General features: G+C 42.0%; 19 protein-coding genes and 1 tRNA gene. 5 read left to right on the top strand and 15 right to left on the bottom strand.

The window, feature by feature from the left end:
- Window positions 1-30: 30 nt before the first annotated feature.
- The 4 genes from ACN0T8_RS14295 to mutY form a co-directional block, all read right to left on the bottom strand.
- Window positions 31-106 (bottom strand) — tRNA-Phe (locus ACN0T8_RS14295).
- Between the two features lie 127 nt (window positions 107-233).
- Window positions 234-1,370 (bottom strand): membrane-bound lytic murein transglycosylase MltC, encoded by a 1,137-nt coding sequence (mltC, locus tag ACN0T8_RS14290; RefSeq protein WP_417881295.1) that lies wholly within the window; start codon window positions 1,368-1,370, stop codon window positions 234-236.
- Between the two features lie 138 nt (window positions 1,371-1,508).
- Window positions 1,509-1,781 carry an oxidative damage protection protein gene (locus tag ACN0T8_RS14285; protein WP_027697699.1) on the bottom strand — a complete coding sequence of 91 codons (273 nt, stop codon included), beginning with the start codon at window positions 1,779-1,781 and terminating at the stop codon, window positions 1,509-1,511.
- Between the two features lie 22 nt (window positions 1,782-1,803).
- Complete coding sequence (gene mutY / locus ACN0T8_RS14280) at window positions 1,804-2,859, bottom strand: A/G-specific adenine glycosylase (RefSeq protein WP_417881294.1); 1,056 nt, start codon at window positions 2,857-2,859, stop codon at window positions 1,804-1,806.
- Window positions 2,860-3,143: 284 nt separating this feature from the next.
- Between mutY and trmB the strand changes: the two genes are divergently transcribed.
- Both trmB and glsB read left to right on the top strand, forming a co-directional pair.
- Window positions 3,144-3,863 carry a tRNA (guanosine(46)-N7)-methyltransferase TrmB gene (gene trmB, locus ACN0T8_RS14275; protein WP_417881293.1) on the top strand — a complete coding sequence of 240 codons (720 nt, stop codon included), beginning with the start codon at window positions 3,144-3,146 and terminating at the stop codon, window positions 3,861-3,863.
- A 108-nt stretch (window positions 3,864-3,971) separates the two neighbouring features.
- Entirely contained in the window at window positions 3,972-4,895 is a 924-nt protein-coding gene (glsB, locus tag ACN0T8_RS14270; protein WP_417881292.1) for a glutaminase B, read from the top strand.
- A gap of 234 nt (window positions 4,896-5,129) precedes the next feature.
- On the opposite strand, the gene hemW is transcribed toward glsB, so the two are convergent.
- From hemW to ACN0T8_RS14235, 7 genes are all read right to left on the bottom strand, one after another.
- Window positions 5,130-6,305, bottom strand: coding sequence for a radical SAM family heme chaperone HemW (gene hemW, locus ACN0T8_RS14265; RefSeq protein ID WP_417881291.1), 1,176 nt, complete (start codon window positions 6,303-6,305; stop codon window positions 5,130-5,132).
- A 3-nt stretch (window positions 6,306-6,308) separates the two neighbouring features.
- Entirely contained in the window at window positions 6,309-6,917 is a 609-nt protein-coding gene (locus ACN0T8_RS14260) for an XTP/dITP diphosphatase (protein WP_417881290.1), read from the bottom strand.
- 17 nt (window positions 6,918-6,934) lie between these two features.
- Window positions 6,935-7,384: a DUF4426 domain-containing protein gene (locus ACN0T8_RS14255; RefSeq protein ID WP_417881289.1), complete on the bottom strand. Its 450-nt coding sequence runs from the start codon at window positions 7,382-7,384 to the stop codon at window positions 6,935-6,937.
- Between the two features lie 50 nt (window positions 7,385-7,434).
- Window positions 7,435-7,725 carry a DUF167 family protein YggU gene (gene yggU, locus ACN0T8_RS14250; protein ID WP_417881288.1) on the bottom strand — a complete coding sequence of 97 codons (291 nt, stop codon included), beginning with the start codon at window positions 7,723-7,725 and terminating at the stop codon, window positions 7,435-7,437.
- Window positions 7,726-7,728: 3 nt separating this feature from the next.
- Entirely contained in the window at window positions 7,729-8,283 is a 555-nt protein-coding gene (locus ACN0T8_RS14245) for a YggT family protein (RefSeq protein ID WP_417881287.1), read from the bottom strand.
- A gap of 35 nt (window positions 8,284-8,318) precedes the next feature.
- Window positions 8,319-9,137, bottom strand: coding sequence for a pyrroline-5-carboxylate reductase (gene proC / locus ACN0T8_RS14240; protein ID WP_417881286.1), 819 nt, complete (start codon window positions 9,135-9,137; stop codon window positions 8,319-8,321).
- Between the two features lie 92 nt (window positions 9,138-9,229).
- Entirely contained in the window at window positions 9,230-9,937 is a 708-nt protein-coding gene (locus tag ACN0T8_RS14235) for a YggS family pyridoxal phosphate-dependent enzyme (RefSeq protein ID WP_417881300.1), read from the bottom strand.
- A gap of 28 nt (window positions 9,938-9,965) precedes the next feature.
- Here ACN0T8_RS14235 and ACN0T8_RS14230 point away from each other — a divergent pair, with 28 nt between their 5' ends.
- The 3 genes from ACN0T8_RS14230 to ACN0T8_RS14220 are packed head-to-tail and all read left to right on the top strand — an operon-like array spanning window position 9,966 to window position 12,575.
- Complete coding sequence (locus ACN0T8_RS14230; protein WP_417881285.1) at window positions 9,966-11,015, top strand: type IV pilus twitching motility protein PilT; 1,050 nt, start codon at window positions 9,966-9,968, stop codon at window positions 11,013-11,015.
- 29 nt (window positions 11,016-11,044) lie between these two features.
- Window positions 11,045-12,148, top strand: a complete 1,104-nt coding sequence (locus tag ACN0T8_RS14225; RefSeq protein ID WP_417881284.1) for a PilT/PilU family type 4a pilus ATPase — start codon at window positions 11,045-11,047, stop codon at window positions 12,146-12,148.
- 13 nt (window positions 12,149-12,161) lie between these two features.
- Window positions 12,162-12,575, top strand: coding sequence for a DUF3293 domain-containing protein (locus ACN0T8_RS14220; RefSeq protein WP_417881283.1), 414 nt, complete (start codon window positions 12,162-12,164; stop codon window positions 12,573-12,575).
- Between the two features lie 62 nt (window positions 12,576-12,637).
- Here the strand turns inward: ACN0T8_RS14220 and ruvX are convergent, their stop codons facing one another.
- The 4 genes from ruvX to rsmE all read right to left on the bottom strand — a co-directional run bounded on the left by ruvX (window position 12,638) and on the right by rsmE (window position 15,513).
- Complete coding sequence (gene ruvX / locus ACN0T8_RS14215) at window positions 12,638-13,060, bottom strand: Holliday junction resolvase RuvX (protein WP_417881282.1); 423 nt, start codon at window positions 13,058-13,060, stop codon at window positions 12,638-12,640.
- A gap of 33 nt (window positions 13,061-13,093) precedes the next feature.
- Window positions 13,094-13,657 (bottom strand): YqgE/AlgH family protein, encoded by a 564-nt coding sequence (locus ACN0T8_RS14210; protein ID WP_417881281.1) that lies wholly within the window; start codon window positions 13,655-13,657, stop codon window positions 13,094-13,096.
- A 77-nt stretch (window positions 13,658-13,734) separates the two neighbouring features.
- Window positions 13,735-14,688: a glutathione synthase gene (gshB, locus tag ACN0T8_RS14205; protein WP_417881299.1), complete on the bottom strand. Its 954-nt coding sequence runs from the start codon at window positions 14,686-14,688 to the stop codon at window positions 13,735-13,737.
- Between the two features lie 93 nt (window positions 14,689-14,781).
- Window positions 14,782-15,513, bottom strand: a complete 732-nt coding sequence (gene rsmE, locus ACN0T8_RS14200; RefSeq protein WP_417881280.1) for a 16S rRNA (uracil(1498)-N(3))-methyltransferase — start codon at window positions 15,511-15,513, stop codon at window positions 14,782-14,784.
- Between the last annotated feature and the right edge of the window lie 77 nt (window positions 15,514-15,590).

Genomic DNA, 15,590 nt, shown 5'->3' with positions numbered 1-15,590 from the left:
CATGTAACCATGACACCAACAATTTAATTGTGGTGCCCGGAGGCGGAATCGAACCACCGACACGAGGATTTTCAATCCTCTGCTCTACCGACTGAGCTATCCGGGCAACGGAGCGCTATTAAACGGATTTTCTGCTTCACCGTCAACTTGTTTTTGTAAAAAACTCGAAAAAAAGGTTTGTTTGCTGTCAATTTAAGCAAAAAAGTGTGATTTGCTGTTTTTTAATGCAAATATTACTTCATCGAATGAAATTCTTTTTGATAAGCCGTTACTTTTTCTAGGTAACGACGTGACTCGGCATTGGGGTGTTTTTGGGTCAGCGCCCAATAAACTTGACTAGTTTGTAAGCTGTTAATGTCATTGATGGCACTGGTTCTACCGCCACCAAAGGTGTTAAACACACCACCTGAACCACCGTTATACGCTGAAATCATGCTGTATTGCAGCGAGGTTGAATTTCGTATGCCCTTCAAGTAACGATTCTTTAAAATATAAAAGTAAGCAGTACCAGTATCGATATTGTTGGCTGGGTTATATAAATATTTCGGCGTCGGCATACCCGATTTACCTTTCACGAGGTTAAACACATCGTGACCAGCGGTCTTAGGTACCACTTGCATTAAGCCATAAGCATTCGCCCAACTTACCGCGTAAGGGTTGAAGCTACTTTCTGTTTTGATGATGGCATAGATAAGATCTTCTGGGATGTCATATTGTTTTGAAGCTTTACGCACGATATCAGCATATTGATAACTACGTAGTTTTGAGTGGTTTTTTACCATAGGGATGGTGATATAGTAAGACTTTTTAAAATCAATAGTGCGAGTCTTAAGCTTGTTATTTATAAGATAATCAGCAAATTGACTAGCACGCCAAGACCATTGAATCGATTGACCATTTTGATCTATGACCTGATCGGATAAAAAAGGTTTACCGCCCATTGCGATTTCTTTAGATGAGAATAAGTCGACATTCGCCGGGTTATTTGGCGTTAGTAGGGTAGTCACAATCGCTTGTTTTAAATGCCCTGTAGGATCTGTCGAGGCAATGGTTTCTACTGTGACAGTACCATTATCAAAGTCGATATCGGCTCGGTTTAAGTAACCATCGGTATATTTAACGTAGGTTTTCGCGCCCGCCATCTTGATATTGTCTTGCCCCCATTTGTTGGCGACTTGGCCGGAGAACTGACTCATTAAGCTATCTAAAGCGGCGGTATCTTTGGCAAATTGACCAGGAAGTGGTGCAAGGTTTTTAGCAAAGCGATTGGTAGGGGTGTAATCGACATCATAAATACTTTCGATAAATTCTCGGCTACAACCAGAAAGAGCGATACAGGTGATGAGTAATAGCCAAAGTTTTTTATTCATGTCGAGTTCGAATTTGCTTAAAAACAAACAGGCATTGCGTTCGATTTCCCAAAACGGGAAGAGCAATGCCTGCTACAAAAGTTGGTTGTATTATACTCAAATAACGCTCACCTTGAAGCTATTTGGGTATATATCCGATTATTCACTCGGTGGAGTATAACCATCAATAATAATGTCTTTTCCTTCAAATAAGAAATTAACCATTTCAGTTTCCAGTAGTTTACGGTGCTCTGGATCCATCATGTTTAATTTTTTCTCATTGATCAGCATGGTTTGTTTATGCTGCCATTGGCCCCAAGCTTCTTTGCTGATGTTATCGAAAATACGCTTACCGAGTTCACCAGGGTAAAGTTGGAAATCTAAACCTTCCGCTTCTTTCTTTAAGAAAACACAGTTTACAGTACGGCTCATAGGAGCTCCTTGAGAGATTGAATTAATCGTTAAGTTCATAAGGCAAGCTATGCAGCAGTTGTTTAACTGGTGCGGCAAGCCCGACTTCTTTCGGTTGAGATAAGTTATACCAAAGACCTTGCTGACCTTCCATCACCAAGCTTGGTTGTTTATTTAATTTTACTAAGATTGGCGTAATATCTAAGTGGTAATGGCTAAAAGTATGACGGAAGGCCGTTAAAGTACTTTTTTTGCTTATCATCGTCTCCGTAATCGCTTTATTATTTAGCAAATCTTCAATGGTTTGATTTGAATGTTGAGGGAAACAAAATAACCCTCCCCAAATACCGCTTTGCGGACGCTGTTCTAGCCAAACCTGATTGTCGTGATAAAGCATCACAAACCAGGTTTCTTTTATCGGTTTTTCTTTTTTCGGTTTTTTGCCTGGAAAATCAAGTTGGCGCTGTTGGGCTTTGGCTTGGCAGAATTGCTCGATTGGGCACAAGTCGCATTTAGGTTTACTGCGAGTACACACAATTGCGCCCATATCCATCATGGCTTGATTGTACTTATCGACATCATGCTTTGGCGTATGTTGTTCTGCTATTTGCCATAGTTGGTTTTCAATGGTTTTTTGTCCCGGCCAGCCTTCTACGGCAAAGCAACGCGCTAAAGTACGTTTTACATTGCCGTCTAATATAGCGTGAGGCTGCTTATAAACGGAAGACAAAATTGCCGCTGCGGTTGAACGGCCAATACCGGGAAGGGCATTCATTTGTTCTATATCGGTCGGGAATTCACCTTGGTAGTCTTGCTCGACTATTTGCGCAGCTTTATGCAGGTTACGAGCACGAGCGTAATACCCTAGTCCCGTCCACAGGTGGAGTACTTCATCTTGATGCGCTTTGGCTAAATCCGTCACAGTAGGAAAGCGATCAAGGAAGCGTTCAAAATAGGGAATAACCGTGGTGACTTGGGTTTGTTGCAACATGATTTCTGATAACCAAACTTTATAGGCGGTTTTATTTTTCTGCCAAGGCAAGCTTTTACGGCCAAAGTTTTCATACCAATTTAAAATGGAATCAGAAAATGTACTCACTGGTTACTCTTTATTTGAATTTTAATTGGTGTTGATTCCACCATAGCTATACAGTTTAGTAAACCATGTAAATTATATGGATAAAAAAGACTATTTGGGGGAAGTGGTAATAAACTGATGAGAAAGTCGATTAATTCGACGATAAAAGCTTGCACCTTGAGCGTATCTTTGGATAATTCTCACCCTAATTTTGAATAGGCTCTATTATTTAAAATCACTTATTACTTTCAATCGCTAAGTTTCAACTAGAACAATCAAACTTGGCATAATCTTCAGGCGAAACCATGACAGAAGTAACAACCAACGAAGTAAATGAAGAAGGCAAAATTGTTCGCAGAATTCGCAGTTTTGTTCGCCGTGAAGGGCGCTTAACCAAAGGCCAAGAAAAAGCGATTGAAGAATGCTGGCCAACCATGGGCATCGAGTTTGCCCAACAGCGCCTAGATTGGAAGCAAGTGTTTGGTAACGATAACCCAGTCGTTCTGGAAATTGGCTTTGGTATGGGCGCGTCATTAGTTGAAATGGCGAAGAATGCACCAGAGAAAAACTTTATCGGTATTGAAGTTCATAGCCCTGGTGTGGGGGCTTGTTTAGCGTCAGCACAAGAAGCTGGCGTAACGAACTTACGTGTAATGTGTCACGATGCCGTCGAAGTGTTCGAGCACATGATCCCAGATAATAGCTTGATCACGTTACAACTGTTTTTCCCTGACCCTTGGCACAAGAAACGTCACCACAAACGTCGTATTGTGCAACTAGGATTTGCTGAAATGGTTCGTCAAAAGCTTATTATTGGTGAAGGCATTTTCCACATGGCAACTGACTGGGAAAACTACGCTGAGCATATGATTGAAGTGATGAATGAAGCGCCGGGCTTTGAAAACATTGCCACTGATGGTGATTTTATTCCTCGTCCAGATGAGCGTCCATTAACCAAGTTTGAAGCTCGCGGTCACCGTCTAGGCCATGGTGTATGGGATATTAAATTCCGTCGTAACGCGTAATGGAACTTAATTTGAGGCCTTTGGGTCTACAGGATTAACCTTGTTAAAGCCAGTAGCAGATGCCGCTGGCTTTTTTGTCTACGAGCATTTTCCTAAATAGGAGTCGTCATGCCACAAGCAACCACTGAATTATTGAATGATATCTTAGAGCAAGTTCGCCCATTAATTGGTAAGGGCAAAGTGGCCGATTATATTCCCGCTTTAGCGTGCGTTCCGAATGATAAATTGGCTATTGCGGTTTATACCAATGATGGCAAGGTGGTGAAGGCTGGTGATGCTGATGAACCATTTTCTATTCAGTCGATCTCGAAAGTTTTAAGTTTAACGCTCGCGATGGGGTTATATGAATCTGAAGAAATTTGGCGTCGAGTGGGTAAAGAGCCCTCAGGTCAAGCATTTAATTCGATGATTCAGTTGGAAGTCGAGCAAGGTATTCCGCGTAACCCTTTCATTAATGCCGGAGCGATTGTCGTGGCTGATATGCTGCAATCTCGTTTGTCGGCGCCTCGTCAGCGCTTATTAGAGTTTGCCCGTCAACTTTCTGGTGATACGCATATTGTGTATGACAAAATGGTGGCAGCTTCTGAAATGTTGCATAGCGATCGAAATGCTGCAATTGCCTACCTGATGCGCTCATTTGGTAATTTTGAAAATGAGGTGATCCCCGTTTTAAATAATTATTTCCATGCCTGTGCACTGAAAATGAGCTGTGTCGATTTAGCCAAAACATTTAGTTATCTCGCTAATAAAGGTCAATCAGTACAAACCCAAAAGCAAATTATCGCGCCGAATCAAACCAAGCGTTTAAATGCCTTATTGGCTACTTGTGGGCTTTATGATGGCGCCGGTGAGTTTGCATTCCGTGTTGGCATGCCGGGTAAATCTGGCGTCGGTGGCGGTATTGTGGCAATAATTCCGGGGGAAATGAGCATCGCAGTATGGTCTCCTGAATTAGATAAATCAGGAAACTCATTAGCAGGAACCGCAGCGTTGGAGATATTATCGACGGAATTGGGGCGGTCGATATTTTAAAACGATATATCCTTCGTACTTGAAGCTGCAGCTTTGTTGACTGCGTTCATTCGCCCCCTGTATCTTTATGAAAGAAAGCCATAGGCGAGCTATGCTCATGAGGCCTCATTCACTTGTCGCCTCTCTGCAACTCCAATTACTTTGGATATACCTCAATCGGAATCTCGTTACTCGTCGCTCGATAGGACCTTCAAGCGACGAGAAGCAAAGCGCTCGAGAAACGAGATTCGTTTTTTATTCTTCTTCTACAAACAACGCCACTAAATCATTAAAAAACAATTTCCCTTTTTGGGTAATGTGCCAATGACTTTCGGTTTCGGTTAAATAGCCTTGCTCTATCACGGTTTGGATTTGCGCTTCAATCACAGAAAGCGCCAGTCCGGTACGCTCGACAAATTCAGCTTTCGGGCAAGCTTCGATTAAGCGGAAGCGATTCATAAAGTATTCAAATGGGCGATCTTCGGCTTCGACTAAGGTTTCGGTATTTAGGTAGCTTTTGACTAGGTTTTGATAAGCCGCTAAATAGCCTCTAGGGTGCTTGACCTTAGTGGTGCGAATGATTCGTCCATCTGCAAAGCTTAACTTGCCATGTGAGCCGCAGCCTATGCCTAGGTAGTCACCAAAATGCCAATAGTTAAGATTATGTCGACATTGATAACCGGGTTTGCTGTAGCCAGAAATTTCATATTGCACGTACCCGGCATCGGTTAATCGCTGGTGGCCTTGCTCGAAAATATCCCACAAATCGTCATCATCAGGCAGAATCGGCGGTTTGGAGTAGAACAAGGTATTGGGCTCAATGGTTAATTGATACCAAGATAAGTGATAAGGATTAAGCTCAATCGCTTTATCTAAATCGGCCAGTGCTTGCTGTTGGGTTTGATTCGGCAATCCGTGCATCAAGTCTAGATTGAAACTGTTTAAACCAACCTTATGCGCTAGATGAGCCGCATTAATCGCTTCTTGCTGGCCATGAATTCGGCCTAGGGCTTGTAGTTTTTCTTCTTCAAAGCTTTGCACCCCGATAGAAATACGATTGACGCCTTGAGTTTGAAATTGAGCAAAGCGTTCTGCTTCAATGGTGCCCGGATTGGCTTCCATGGTGATCTCAATATTGTCTTCAAATGGCAGCAGCGCTTTGATACCTTGCAATAAGCGACCAATTTCAGAAGGTGAAATCAAGCTTGGCGTGCCACCACCAATAAATATCGAATGCAGTAATCTAGGTTCATCCGTTAGCTGATATTTTTCAATATCGGTTTTAAGATCGTCTAATAAAGCATCGATATATTGGGTTTCTGGTATCTCACCTTTTTGAGCATGCGAGTTGAAATCACAATACGGACACTTTTGAACACACCATGGAATGTGCACATATAAACTTAATGGTGGTGGAGTAATTGAGTTCATGTATTAACTTAAAAACTGAGGAGAATCAGACAGTTCAGCAAACAGTTTTTTCAGAGCTTTGCCGCGATGTGATAGTTGCTTTTTACGCACAGGCTCTAGCTCAGCAGAAGAGCATTGATCTTCAGGAACCCAGAATATCGGATCATAACCGAAACCATTTTCGCCTTGAGCTTTTTCTAAGATCTTACCTTCCCATTGGCCGTGACAGACTAAAGGGGTTGGATCGTTTTCATGGCGCATCAATACTAAAACGCAGTGAAAGCGTGCGCTGCGTTGTTCATTAGGTACGCCTTTCATTTCTTCTAGCAGTTTATCTAAATTGCGCTGATCGGTTGCCCCTTCACCAGAATAGCGTGCAGAGTAGATCCCCGGAGCGCCTTGCAGTGCATCAACTTCTAAACCTGAATCATCAGCAATCGCCGGTAAGCCCGTTTCTTTTGCAGCATGGCGAGCTTTGATAATGGCGTTTTCGATGAACGTAGTGCCAGTTTCTGCCACTTCTGAAACCTTATATTGGCTTTGCGCTTCAACGTCGAAGCCAAATTCAGAAAGTAAGTCAGCCATTTCTTTGACTTTGCCTTGGTTGCCAGTGGCGAGAACGAGCTTTTTCATTGGGGATCCTGTGTTATTTATTCTTCAGTATAAAATTTTTGGGTGAAGTTGATTGGGCCGCTGCCGGTGTTACCAGCGTCAATATTAATGTTGAAGGTGAGTTGTTCTTCATTGGTGATTGGAAATTCAGCTAAGTAATAAATCGCTTCGCCTTCTTTCACTTGTTTGAAGTTAAGTTGTTTCGTTTGGCCTATCAGGTTCTTACTGCTACCTGTAACTTTAGCATCCATTGCAGGTTTGCCGAGTTTACTGGTGTCTAATACACTGATATTTAAAATTGCCGAATAGCCATTACGCTTTAATTTATATTGAGTGGCCACTTCTGGAGTAAGCATGGCGGAATTGAAAGCAGAGTAGTGTACTTCGCTATTTTTAATGGTTTTGAATTGCCCTGCAAAGCTTGGTAAAGAGACCAAGGTAATCAAAGAAACTAAAGCAGGTAGGGCGATAGCGATCCATTTTTTCATGAGACTTCCTTATCAAAGTGGATAATCAAAGTAGGTTATTCAAGTCGTCATCAAAGTAGATTTTGTATCGACTCAGGAATAACGCTTGGGGTAGCGATTCGAATGGTTTTATGTCTGCCTAATTCGCCTTTTTCGATGCTTACTGAGCCTTTTGAGACTTTACAAAGCTTGGCTAGGTATTTAGTTAAATAGGCGTTAGCTTTACCATCGACTGGCGGAGCAGTAATAGCGATTTTTATTTCATCCCCATGCAAGCCAACAATGTTATCTCGGCTTGCTTTGGGTTGAATGTAAACTCGCAGTAGTAAGTCCTCTCCTGCGAGTTGCACGGGGATAGCCATAGATTAAAGTTGGTACCAAATCGGACCGACTACATCACCCATCAAGTAGTTGGCAAATTGTAGAATTAAGAATAGAACCAGCAGGCTAAGATCGAAACCGCCCATGGGAGGAAGAATTCGACGAATTGGTGCCAGCATAGGTTCGGTTAATTGAACCATCACATATTCAACCGGGCTGTTGCCTTGGCTTACCCAGCTTAGAATAGCGCGGATCAGTAATACCCAGAATAGTAATCCACCAGCCGCTTTAACCAGTGAAAGTGCACCAAACATTAAAAAGCTTGGGCTAAACACTAAACTACCATTTGAAATTAAAATTAAGCAGATGAATTTAGCGACGCTTAGCAGGTAGGCAAAGATAACCGTAGCTAAATCAATATTACCCATCGATGGAATAATGCGGCGTAACGGGGCAACCACAGGTTGGGTTGCTTTGACGACAAATTGTGAAAATGGATTATAGAAATCAGCGCGCGCTAATTGTAACCATACGCGTAAAATCACGACCATAATATAGAGGTCGAATACGGTCGAAACTAGAAAAGTCATTGAGTTCATTACTGCAAACCTTGTTATTAATATTTAAATCGAAATTAAATTAGTTTTTCCATTTCTTCAGCACGGTTAACCGCGGCTTGCATCGCTTTGGATACGATGTCAGAAAGGTTATGTTGGTTAAACGTTTTTAGCGCTTCAGCGGTGGTGCCGCCTTTTGATGTTACTTGTTCACGAAGAGTTGATAAATCAAGTTCAGGGTTTGCCACGACCATTTCAGCCGCACCTAGGGCTGCTTGTTGAATGAGTAGGCGAGCGGTATCTTTATTGAAACCTTGCGCCATAGCTTCTTGTTGCATCGCATCCATAAATAGGAAGAAGTAAGCAGGCGCACTACCAGCGGCAGCAATAATATTATTGATGCCAGATTCTTTATCGACCCAACAGATCTCGCCAACCGCTGACATGAGATCACCGGCAAAGTCTTTATCATCTTCAGAGACATTATCAGTAGAAAATAAACCGCTCATGCCTTTACCGATTAATGATGGTGTATTGGGCATCACGCGCACTAATTGTACGGTTTGACCAAGCATTTCGTTTAAGCGTTTTGCAGATATACCTGCAGCAATCGAGATGATTAATTTGTTGCCCAGATCCATCGATTGAAAATCAGCACATACATCTGCCATCATTTGTGGCTTAACCGATAAAATCACCACGTCTGCTTGTTCAACGGCTGCAATATTATCGGTTGTTGTGTGGATCCCGTAACAATCAGTAAGATGTTTGAGCTTGTCTTCATCACGACCCGTTGCGGTAATATTCCCCGCTTTATAGCCACTTGATAGCATGCCTGCAAAAATGGAACGCGCCATATTGCCAGAGCCGATAAAACTGATTTTACGTTGTTCCATATCTGTATCGTCCTAGTATTTTATCTTTATGGAGTATATCGTTGCTGCACTGATTGTGCTCGTTATTTACAACAAAATTTAACCACCAAAGTTCAACAGCCCCTTTCTCCAAAAATAGCAGTACCAATACGAACTATCGTGCTGCCTGCTTCAATTGCCGCTTGCATGTCACCACTCATACCCATCGAAAGGGTATCGATTTGTGGGTAGTGGGATTGTAGCGCTTGCTTTAGTTCTGCTAATTGCTGAAATGCTGCCAATTGTGAAGCGTGATCCGACACATTTTCAGGAATTGACATCAATCCTCTTAATGTGAGGTTAGGTAAGTCATTTATCAACTGAGCTAAGGCAAAAACTTGTTCACGATTAGTACCTGATTTCGAGCTTTCGCCACTGGTGTTTACTTGAATCAGAATTTGCAGCGGCTTGCCGTCAGGACGTTGATCATTGAGTCGCTGGGCAATTTTTTCACGGTCAACCGAATGTACCCAATCAAAATTTTCTGAGATCAGTCGAGTTTTATTAGATTGAATTGGTCCAATGAAGTGCCATTCAAGTGCACTCTGGGTATAGTGTTGAGAGAAATATTGTATTTTTTCAACGCCTTCTTGGACGTAATTTTCACCAAAGCATGTTTGGCCTGCTGCGATAGCTAACTCTAATGCCTCAATAGGTTTAGTTTTACTTACCGCTAATAGTTGTACTGAGTTAGCATGACGGCCATATTGTTGCTCAGAGGTACGAATCTGTTGGTTAATTTGTTCAATATTTTGTTGAATACTATTTTTATCAGAACACATCATAGTTTTTCTTCAATAAGGAATATAAATGGATATTGCTGAGTTATTGGAATTTAGTGTAAAGCATAATGCATCAGATCTACATCTTTCTGCGGGCGTTCCTCCAATCTTACGTATTGATGGTGACATCAGACAATTGGAAATGCCGGCCTTTACCCATTCAGATGTTCATGCATTAGTTTTCGATATTATGAACGATGCCCAGCGTAGCGAATTTGAAGAAAAACTAGAAATCGATTTTTCATTTGAATTACCCAATATTGGCCGTTTTCGTGTTAATGCTTTCAATCAATCTCGTGGTTGTGCGGCAGTATTTCGTACTATTCCAGTTCATATTCCTTCATTTGAAGATATCTCAGCCCCTGAGATTTTCGAAAAAATTGCTAACTATGAAAAAGGCTTAGTATTGGTGACTGGCCCAACTGGCTCTGGTAAATCGACGACTTTAGCGGCAATGGTTGATTACATTAATCGTAATCATAAAAAGCATATTCTAACCATTGAAGATCCTATTGAATTTACTCACAACAATAAAAAATGCTTGGTCAACCAGCGCGAAGTACACCGCGATACGCATAGTTTTGAAGCATCATTACGCTCGGCGTTACGTGAAGATCCTGATGTGATTTTGGTGGGGGAACTACGTGATAAAGAAACCATTAGCTTAGCTTTAACGGCAGCGGAAACTGGCCACCTAGTATTTGGTACTCTACATACTAGTTCTGCCGCGAAAACCATTGATCGTATCATTGATGTTTTCCCAGGAACGGAAAAAAATATGGTGCGCTCTATGCTTTCAGAATCATTGCGTGCAGTTATTGCACAGAAGCTCTTAAAGCGTGAAGGTGATGCTGGTGGACGTATCGCATGTCATGAAGTGATGATTGCAACCCCTGCGATTCGTAACTTGGTGCGTGAAGATAAAGTCGCTCAAATGCTATCAATGATCCAAACTGGTTCGTCTATAGGCATGCAAACCATGGAACAAGCGGCTCGTCAGTTATTGATGCAAGGTTTAGTGACTCAAGAAGAAATTGAAAGCAAAATTGAAACCTTAGCGTCAACATCACCGTATTAATGCCACCTTATTAATTTGAAGGAAACCACATGCAACTTTCACAAGTCCTAGAAATTATGGTGTCATCTAAAGCGTCTGATATTTATTTGACGGTTGGTGCACCATGTTTGTTTCGTATTGATGGCGAGCTTAAAGCGCATGGTGAGCCATTAAATAAAAGTGGAGTAGAAGCCTTACTCTTTGAAATGATGGATAACGAAAGACGCGAAGAATATCAGTTAACTCATGAAGCAAACTTTGCTGTCGTGCACGGAGAAGGGCGTTTTCGTGTCAGTGCTTTTTTCCAGCGAGAATTGCCTGGTGCGGTAGTCCGTCGAATTGAAACTCGTATTCCAAGTATGGAAGAGTTGAATCTACCTGAAGTATTAAAAGAGTTATCGACCGCTAAGCGTGGTTTAGTGCTGGTGGTGGGGGCGACGGGGTCAGGTAAGTCGACTTCAATGGCGGCAATGACAGGTTATCGCAACTTAAATAAAACTGGCCACATACTGACGGTAGAAGATCCGATTGAGTTTGTTCATGAGCATAAAAAATGCATCGTGACTCAACGTGAAGTTGGTCTAGACACTGAAAGTTATGAAGTGGCGTTGAAGAATTCTTTACGCCAAGCGCCAGACATGATTTTAATTGGTGAGATCCGTAGCCGTGAGACCATGGAATATGCCATGACATTTGCTGAAACTGGGCATTTATGTATGGCAACTTTACACGCCAATAACGCTAACCAAGCCTTAGAGCGTATTCTGCACTTGGTACCGAAAGAGCAAAAAGAGCAATTCTTGTTTGATTTGTCTTTGAACTTAAAAGGCGTTATTGCTCAACAATTAGTACGAGATAAAGAGGGTAATGGTCGACATGGTGTGTTTGAGATATTGCTGAATACTCCTCGAGTATCGGATTTGATTCGTCGTGGTGATTTACAAGAGCTTAAATCGACCATGATTCGCTCTAAAGAAGCCGGTATGCAGACTTTCGATCAGGCATTATTTGAGTTATTACAAGCCGATAAAATTAGTCTAGATGATGCGATGCACAGTGCGGATTCGCCTAACGATTTACGTTTAATGCTTAAATCTTCCGGTGATACGACCTTTGAAACTAGTTCATTGAAAGGTATTAAGATAAACCTGTAAGAGGGGCGGATAAATGGATAACATCTTAATTGAGGCTTATCAGAAAACTTGTTATCGAGTTGACATCGATGAGCAGGCTTTTGAGTTATTCATTGGTCAACCTAATCCGCTATTTTCCACTTACTGCCAACAGAATCAAGTCCAACAATGGGCGATTATTACCGCCTATAATCCTTACTCAAATTCAACGTCTGAACCGCTCAATCAACAAGCTAATATCGCGTTATCAAACGAGTTACAGGCTCTAGGTTATGAGTTTTATCGAGGTGATGGTGTGCCGGATTCGTCTAACTGGTCAATTGAAAAAGGATTTTGGATTGTCAATATTGAGCTAACTATCGCGAAAAATCTGGCAACTAAGTACCAACAGAATGCATTTGTTTTTGGTGATAGCCATGGGGTTCCATTGCTGCACCTGTTTGAATAGTTAAACTAAAAAGAGTTGATGGTTCGCATCAACTCTTATGTTTCATTCTTCGCTTTCATAGACTAGTACTGACTTTCAAACCAACTTTCTAATATCACAACAGCGGATTGGCAGTCGACATTACCTTTACTTAGGGCTTTATAGCCGCCCATCGAAAATAATTCCGCACGAGCTTCTTGAGTCGAAAGGCGCTCATCATGCAATTCTACTTTAACGCCAAAACGACCATGCAGACGGTTGGCAAATTTGCGTGATCGGGTAGTAATATCGGTAAGATCTTTACCTTGCATATCAGTCGGTAAACCGACGACAACGAGATCTGGCTGCCATTCTTTGATTTGTTTTTCGATGTCTTCCCATTTTGGAATGCCATCTTGAGCTTTAAATGCTTTCAGTGGTGAGGCAGTGCCAGTAATGGTTTGGCCTATGGCGCTGCCAATGCTTTTGGTGCCGTAATCGAATGCCATGATGGTTTGGTTAGACATGATGTTTCTCTATTAGTGTGATTATCGCGAGACTTAAGCGTGACCAGCATCGCCAGATAATTGTGAAACGCTGATCCCGAGTAATTGTACCGCTTTTTTCCAGCGAGCATGCACCGGAGTATCGAATAGTATTTCTAAATTAGCAGGCGCGGTTAACCAAGAGTTATCAAGTAGTTCTTGTTCTAACTGACCTGAATCCCAGCCAGAATAACCCAGGGTAACAATGAATTTCTTTGGTTCAGCTTCGGTGCCAAGTACCGTTAGAATATCTTTTGAGGTTGTGACTGCCAGTTCGTCAGTAATTTCAATACTTGATTGGTAAGTATCTTTGCGGCTATGCAGAACAAAGCCTCGGTCGGTTGCTACAGGGCCGCCATTTAATAAAGGAGCAGATAAACTTTGTTGGCAAATACGAGGGTGAACAGGCTGAACATCAATTTGTTCGAGCATGTTTTTAATATTAATGCCGACAGAATCATTAATGACTAACCCCATCGCACCATCTTCATTGTGCTCACAGATATAAATCACGCTGCGAGTAAAATGAGAGTCTTTCATGCTGGGCATAGCAATTAAAAAGTGATCGGTTAAGTTCATTCTGCTCTCCATAAGCAATTTACGTATGGCAACTATTAGCTGCCATACTATTTTAATGTGAGCTAAGCTAGATCAGGCTATTTAGCCATAGCTACACGACGTTCAATAGCATCCATTAACTTACCGGTAATAGAGATATCAAACGCCGATTCTATCTCTTTAATGCAGGTAGGACTGGTGACATTTATTTCAGTTAACTTATCACCGATTACATCAAGACCAACAAAAATTAAGCCTTTTTCTTTTAGCGTTGGGGCAACAGTTTGTGCGATTTTAAGGTCAGTTTCGCTTAACGGACGAGCCTCGCCACGGCCACCGGCAGCTAAGTTGCCACGAGTTTCTCCTTTAGCAGGAATACGAGCTAAGCAGTATGGCATTGGCTCGCCATCAACCACTAAAATGCGCTTATCACCATTACTGATATCAGGAACAAAGGTTTGTGCCATCGCATAGTTTTGACCGTGGTTAGTCAGTGTTTCGATAATAACGGAAACGTTCGGATCATCTTGTTTTACACGGAAGATTGATGCGCCACCCATGCCATCGAGCGGTTTTAAAATCACATCGCCATGTTGCTCGCGGAAGGCTTTAATTTTTTCCGCTTTACGTGTCACTAGAGTCGTCGGCGTTAATTCTGGGAACCAAGCTGTAAACAGTTTCTCATTGCAATCACGTAGGCTTTGCGGCTTGTTCACAATTAACGTGCCTTGTTCTTCGGCGCGCTCAAGAATGTAGGTAGAGTAGATGTACTCGGTATCAAACGGAGGATCTTTACGCATTAACACCGCATCGAGTTCTGATAACTCAATCGATTGTTCTGATGTGAATTCATACCATTTATTGGCATCTTCAAATAGGCTTACAATCTTGGTATCAGCGAGCGGCTTACCTTGTTCTAGATGAAGATCAGACATTTCCATGTAATGAATTTCCCAACCACGACGTTGGGCTTCTAATAGCATTGCAAAGCTTGAATCTTTTTTGATGTTAATGGTTGAAATCGGGTCCATTACGATGCCAATTTTCATGATTGATACTCCATAGTTGGCGAATTCATTGATACCGCTTTTTTTGCGATATGAGATATTTATACCCAAGTATCTTAAAGTCACTTGGGTATAAGCTTAACCGAGATCGCCAAAGCGAACCTGTAGGGCGGTAATTGCTGATAAGCCTGCGGTTTCTGTACGTAGTACGCGTGGGCCTAAGAGTGTTTCTTCAAACTGATATTGTTCCGTCATTTGAATTTCTTCATCAGATAGGCCACCTTCAGGGCCAATCAATAGGCGAACTTTACTGACCGGTGCGGGCAGAGTATTGATGGAGTACTTTGCTCTAGGATGAAGGTTGAGCTTTAGTCCATCATAATCCTCTGAGCACCATTGTTCTACTTGCATCAAAGGACGAACGGTCGGTACGATATTACGACCACATTGCTCACAAGCGGCAATTACGATTTTTTGCCATTGTTGCCGTTTTTTCTCGAAACGTTCTGCATTGAGTTTGACACCGCAACGTTCGGAAATTAAAGGTGTAATGGTATTTACCCCTAGCTCAACCGCTTTTTGAATGGTGAATTCCATCTTGTCACCACGAGAAATGACCTGACCAAGATGAAGATCTAACGGGGATTCAATACTACGCTCGATACGCTCTTTGATTTCTACCGTCACATTTTTCTTTGAAACAGAAAGGATCGCGGCTGGAAACTCTGCACCAGAACCATCAAAGAGTAAGATGTCTTGGCCTTGAGTCATACGCAGTACTCGGCCGACATGACCAGCTGCGTCTTCAGATAAGTGGATTTCCCCCAGCTGTTCAATAGTTTGGGGATGGTAAATTCTTGGGATTCTCATGTCATGACCAGTGTAAGGTTAATTGCTTTTCTTAACATGGATGTTTTAACACTAAAAAACAAGGGGAAAGGTTAACT

This window comes from Vibrio sp., from assembly GCF_048266485.1.
In the GTDB taxonomy this organism is placed as follows: Bacteria; Pseudomonadota; Gammaproteobacteria; order Enterobacterales; family Vibrionaceae; genus Vibrio.
This window is presented reverse-complemented; position numbering and strand designations above follow the sequence as displayed.